Genomic DNA, 3821 nt, shown 5'->3' on the forward strand with positions numbered 1-3821 from the left:
CTGTTCGGCAGCCATTCTGGCCGCAATCAGGCAGAAACTCCACTGATCCCACTGTCTAAATTTCCCGAGCCAGCTCTAGCGATTGGACTGTTGTCCTACCCGAAGTGGGCTCCAGTTGTGGAGAGGTAGGAATAGAAGAATGCCGATGCGATACTACTTCAACCTGATCAATCATACCGAACGCATCCTGGATGACACCGGGATCGAGGTGGCGACCCCCGAGCAGGCTCATGCGCAAGCTCTCAAGGCGGTTCAAGAGATGCGCGCTGAGGGCGAGGATAGCGCCGAGTGGGATGACTGGAGGCTGGAGGTCTCCGATGCTGCCGGAGCCGTGGCCTTTTCGGTCAGTCTCGCAGGCAGGCTGCACTAAGGCTTCTCCTGATCCGAGGATGGATTTGTCCTGGACCCGAGCTTTCGCAGCATCGCTTTGACGTGCTCCTTGACGGCTTCAGCTTCACCATTGCCAGTCTGGTCTTTGGGATCGTCGCCATTATTGACCAAGGCCCCGCCCTTAACATCAACCTGTCGTTACGGCTGAGCGTAGAGGTAAATAGGAATACTTATCAATTGATAAGAATAGATATCTCCTTCAGGAGTAGGCTTTGCAAGGCCAGCCCATCGAAGCTCTCGCGCATAAACCGATTAAGATAAGCTTGCCTCTCAGCTGTCTTTGCTTGCAATTTCCTAACTCTTATGAGGTAAGGGCTCAATTCTGGCTTGCCTTGTTCTGTGCTTTCTCGTCTGCTGAGCAACAATATTAAAGCTCATTTGGATTACTACAGGGGGTGAACTGATGTCCGAAGCCAGGATCGAGCCTATCGCTGATGAACGCGCTCAGGCTATCAGTGCCTCCTGGAGCCCCGGTCAGGAGGTAGTGACCATCCTGATCTGTAAGAGCGCGATGCTCCGCATAGGACTCAAGCACCTGCTGGCAAGTACCTGCTTTGCTGTGTCGGAGACAGTAGTTGATCCAATCCCACTCTCGCCCCGCTGTTCCAATCCAGGGCTTTCTCTGTTCATCGTGGACGCGAGCGACTCCTCGGATGACGTGGTCGAAACCATCAGGCACCTGAAGTCTCAGTACCCTGATGCACGGATCGTTGTGACGGCAGATCACTTTGATCTCAGCTTCGTGCGGCAGGGCCATGATGCGGGGGTGGATGGCTTCTGTCTGACGGCAAGCAGTCGGGACGTTCTGATCAAATCCCTGGAACTGGTCATGCTGGGAGAGACCATGCTCCCTGCTTCGCTGGTGCGCTCGCTGCTGCAGGGGATGCGGTCGAGCGCTGGACCGCAGCTTCAAGCAAACAGAGCGATGGCCGAGCCGAACGTGTCAGGCTCAAGGGCGAGCCGCCTCTCGGCCCGAGAGGCAGAAATCTTGGGCTGCATCATGGGTGGAGCGCCCAACAAGGTCATCGCCCGACAGCTTGATGTCGCTGAGGCGACCGTCAAGGTTCATGTCAAAGCAATCCTGCGCAAGATTGGCGCGGCCAATCGCACGCAGGCGGCCATGTGGGCCACGACGCATCTGCCGAGGAACGATGGTGTCTCCCTGAATGCCTGACGGGTCAGCCATGACGATCAGGATCGGAGACAAGGTCCGGGTTCATTATCATCCTCCCGGCGAGCGAACGAGCTTTGCCGAAGGGGTGGTGAGCCGACTGGACGTGACCACTAAGGCCGGGCGCGGGTTCCTCATCGACATCACGCACGATGTCGTCCTTGGCCGAGAGCAGCCGGTCAAGCCACGATATCAGCACTACGTGCTGTACGAGCGCCCGGACGACTTTCCGGATCGGGTCGAGATGCTGTCGCAGGTGCAGCAGGAGCCAGAACCCGCCCGTGAGGCAGACCCTGCGCCTCACTCGGAACCAGAGCCAAGCGCTGAACCTGGGGCTGCATCAGAACCCACGCCCATGGCAGAGCCCAGTCGGGTAGACCAAGGCTCGCGCGGATTAGGAAGAGTGGTTGGTACGCTCTTCAGGCGACGAGCCTGAGGGCAGCCGATCCTCCTAGTTATGCTGCCACTCTCGGAGCTTGCACCTTCTGGAGGCTCCCCAACGCAGACTTCAGGGGAATGGGCCGGAATTGTGAACGTGCGTCAACATATCTCGCTGGTCGCCCATAGCTCTCATCGGTGTGTCGCTTCTTTGCACTATCCCGTCCGTTCCTTCCTGTGCATGAAACTGCTTTCATTTAGCCACATCATGCAGAGGGGGCGTGATGACCGAAGACGAGATTGAGGCCGTTGCGCGCGAACTGGCCAAAATTGGGGGCCTGTCCTGGTATCCAGGACGGACCCGTGGTCCTCTCCTGCGGGCGGTGAGCGAGCGATACCGGGACCGCGCACGGGTCGCCATTGCAGCCTTGGAGCGGCTGAAAGCCGGTAAGGAGGGCACAGCAGCGTCGCAAGGCTCATCCTTAGCGAGCCCAGTTGGCCCTGGAAGCCAAGCGTCCGAACCCGGAGATGACCTCCAGGTCGGTGCTGTGGTTGTGTACCGTCCTCCGGGTGACCGAAGGGCAATGCCCTGCCGGATTACGAGGATGGAAGAGAGCCAAGCCTACTTGGTCCCGTGTCCCGGGTCCGATGTTGGCTGGGTGTCCCTGGAGCACCTCGTGCCCCCCACAGTCGAACCTCAAAGCTCCCGGCAGGACACATAGACAACCAAGTAACCGTGACTTCCATCGTGATGTGGGGCGTCCTGCTGCTCTCCAGGGAAATGCACCCCGACCATCCCTTCAACGCGGGCCTGCGATGCGCTGCTTTTTCTATCTTGTGAACGATCAGGAGACGATCCTGGATGATACCGGCGTTGAGGTCGCTGATCTTGAGACGGCGACGGTTCAGGCACGCAAAGCCATCGCTGAGTTGCGCCAGGACGATGAGGACGCACTGGAGAACTGGAGTGGCTGGCGGCTCGACATTGTTTGCCCTGAAGGCAGTCTTCTCCACTCACTGAACCTTGTCGCGACCCTGCACTGAAGCCGGGTCCAGCGGGTTAGAAAGCTAACCAGCTTCGGCGGCTGATCACCCAACCATCAACCATGGGTTTGCCACATAGATGCCAAACGAGGGGCTAACCTCAACCCAAGGCAGCGTGAGCGACCAAGAGCCATGCCCCGGAACACAGCACTCTGGCGGTTGATCCAATGAGCAAGCCATTTTCCCAGTATCTTGAGGCTGTTGAGAGCAGGCTTCCGTCCACGCACCACAGGTTCGTGCGAGGCGATCTCTACCTGACGGTCTTGGACTGGTACACCGATGGGGTTGAGCCACATGAGGCGGCTATGCGGATCAGAAACGCCATCGGGGAATAGCCCATGACGGTGGATGGTCTCGCGAGCGGGATGATAATACCGCCATTCGGTGCGGCTGAGCCTATTGCCCTAAGGGCCGCCATTCCACTCATCCCGGATAGCGTCTCCCGGCCATGTTCAGACTGAAACTCTATCCATGGTCACGACAGGTCGTTTGCTCATGGGGGGCATTCGGGGCCTAAAGCATCGGACTGGAAATTCGACTCTTAGGGTTCTGGGTTGATGTGATCTGTGATTCACTTCGTCGGACGGGAGGTGGATCATGGGTCACTGCTATTCTCTCGATCTTCGTATGCGGGTTGCAGCCTTCGTCGAGGCGGGCCATTCCTGCCGGACGGCGGCCCGCCACTTTGGCGTCAGGGACAGCTGTGCCATCAAGCTGATGCAGCGCCAGCGGCGGTTCGGCTCGCCGGCGCCCGCCCGCCAAGGCCGTCCGCCGGGAGGTGGCAAACTGGTGCCTTATGAGACCTTCCTGATCCAAGCCGTCGAGGCACACCCCGCCA

The 3821-nt window shown here is 58.8% G+C and carries 6 protein-coding genes; 5 read left to right on the forward strand and 1 reads right to left on the reverse strand.

Annotated elements, in window-relative coordinates; all coding sequences use genetic code 11:
* Window positions 1-139: 139 nt before the first annotated feature.
* Both DRB19_RS29135 and DRB19_RS29140 read left to right on the forward strand, forming a co-directional pair.
* The gene (locus tag DRB19_RS29135; protein ID WP_245439911.1) at window positions 140-370 is read left to right on the forward strand and encodes a DUF6894 family protein; all 231 of its coding nucleotides are present in this window, start codon (window positions 140-142) and stop codon (window positions 368-370) included.
* Between the two features lie 423 nt (window positions 371-793).
* On the forward strand, window positions 794-1564 hold the full coding sequence (locus DRB19_RS29140) for a LuxR C-terminal-related transcriptional regulator (protein WP_114189433.1): 771 nt from the start codon (window positions 794-796) through the stop codon (window positions 1562-1564).
* A 4-nt stretch (window positions 1565-1568) separates the two neighbouring features.
* On the opposite strand, the gene DRB19_RS30515 is transcribed toward DRB19_RS29140, so the two are convergent.
* Complete coding sequence (locus DRB19_RS30515; protein WP_162815956.1) at window positions 1569-1865, reverse strand: hypothetical protein; 297 nt, start codon at window positions 1863-1865, stop codon at window positions 1569-1571.
* 890 nt (window positions 1866-2755) lie between these two features.
* Between DRB19_RS30515 and DRB19_RS29155 the strand changes: the two genes are divergently transcribed.
* The 3 genes from DRB19_RS29155 to DRB19_RS29160 all read left to right on the forward strand — a co-directional run.
* On the forward strand, window positions 2756-2983 hold the full coding sequence (locus DRB19_RS29155) for a DUF6894 family protein (protein WP_114189436.1): 228 nt from the start codon (window positions 2756-2758) through the stop codon (window positions 2981-2983).
* Between the two features lie 167 nt (window positions 2984-3150).
* Window positions 3151-3318 (forward strand): hypothetical protein, encoded by a 168-nt coding sequence (locus DRB19_RS30520; protein WP_162815957.1) that lies wholly within the window; start codon window positions 3151-3153, stop codon window positions 3316-3318.
* 262 nt (window positions 3319-3580) lie between these two features.
* Window positions 3581-3821 (forward strand): IS630 transposase-related protein (locus tag DRB19_RS29160; protein ID WP_245439419.1); only part of this gene is annotated, 241 nt, incomplete at its 3' end.

The organism is Microvirga aerophila (assembly GCF_003332305.1).
Taxonomy (GTDB): Bacteria; Pseudomonadota; Alphaproteobacteria; order Rhizobiales; family Beijerinckiaceae; genus Microvirga; species Microvirga aerophila.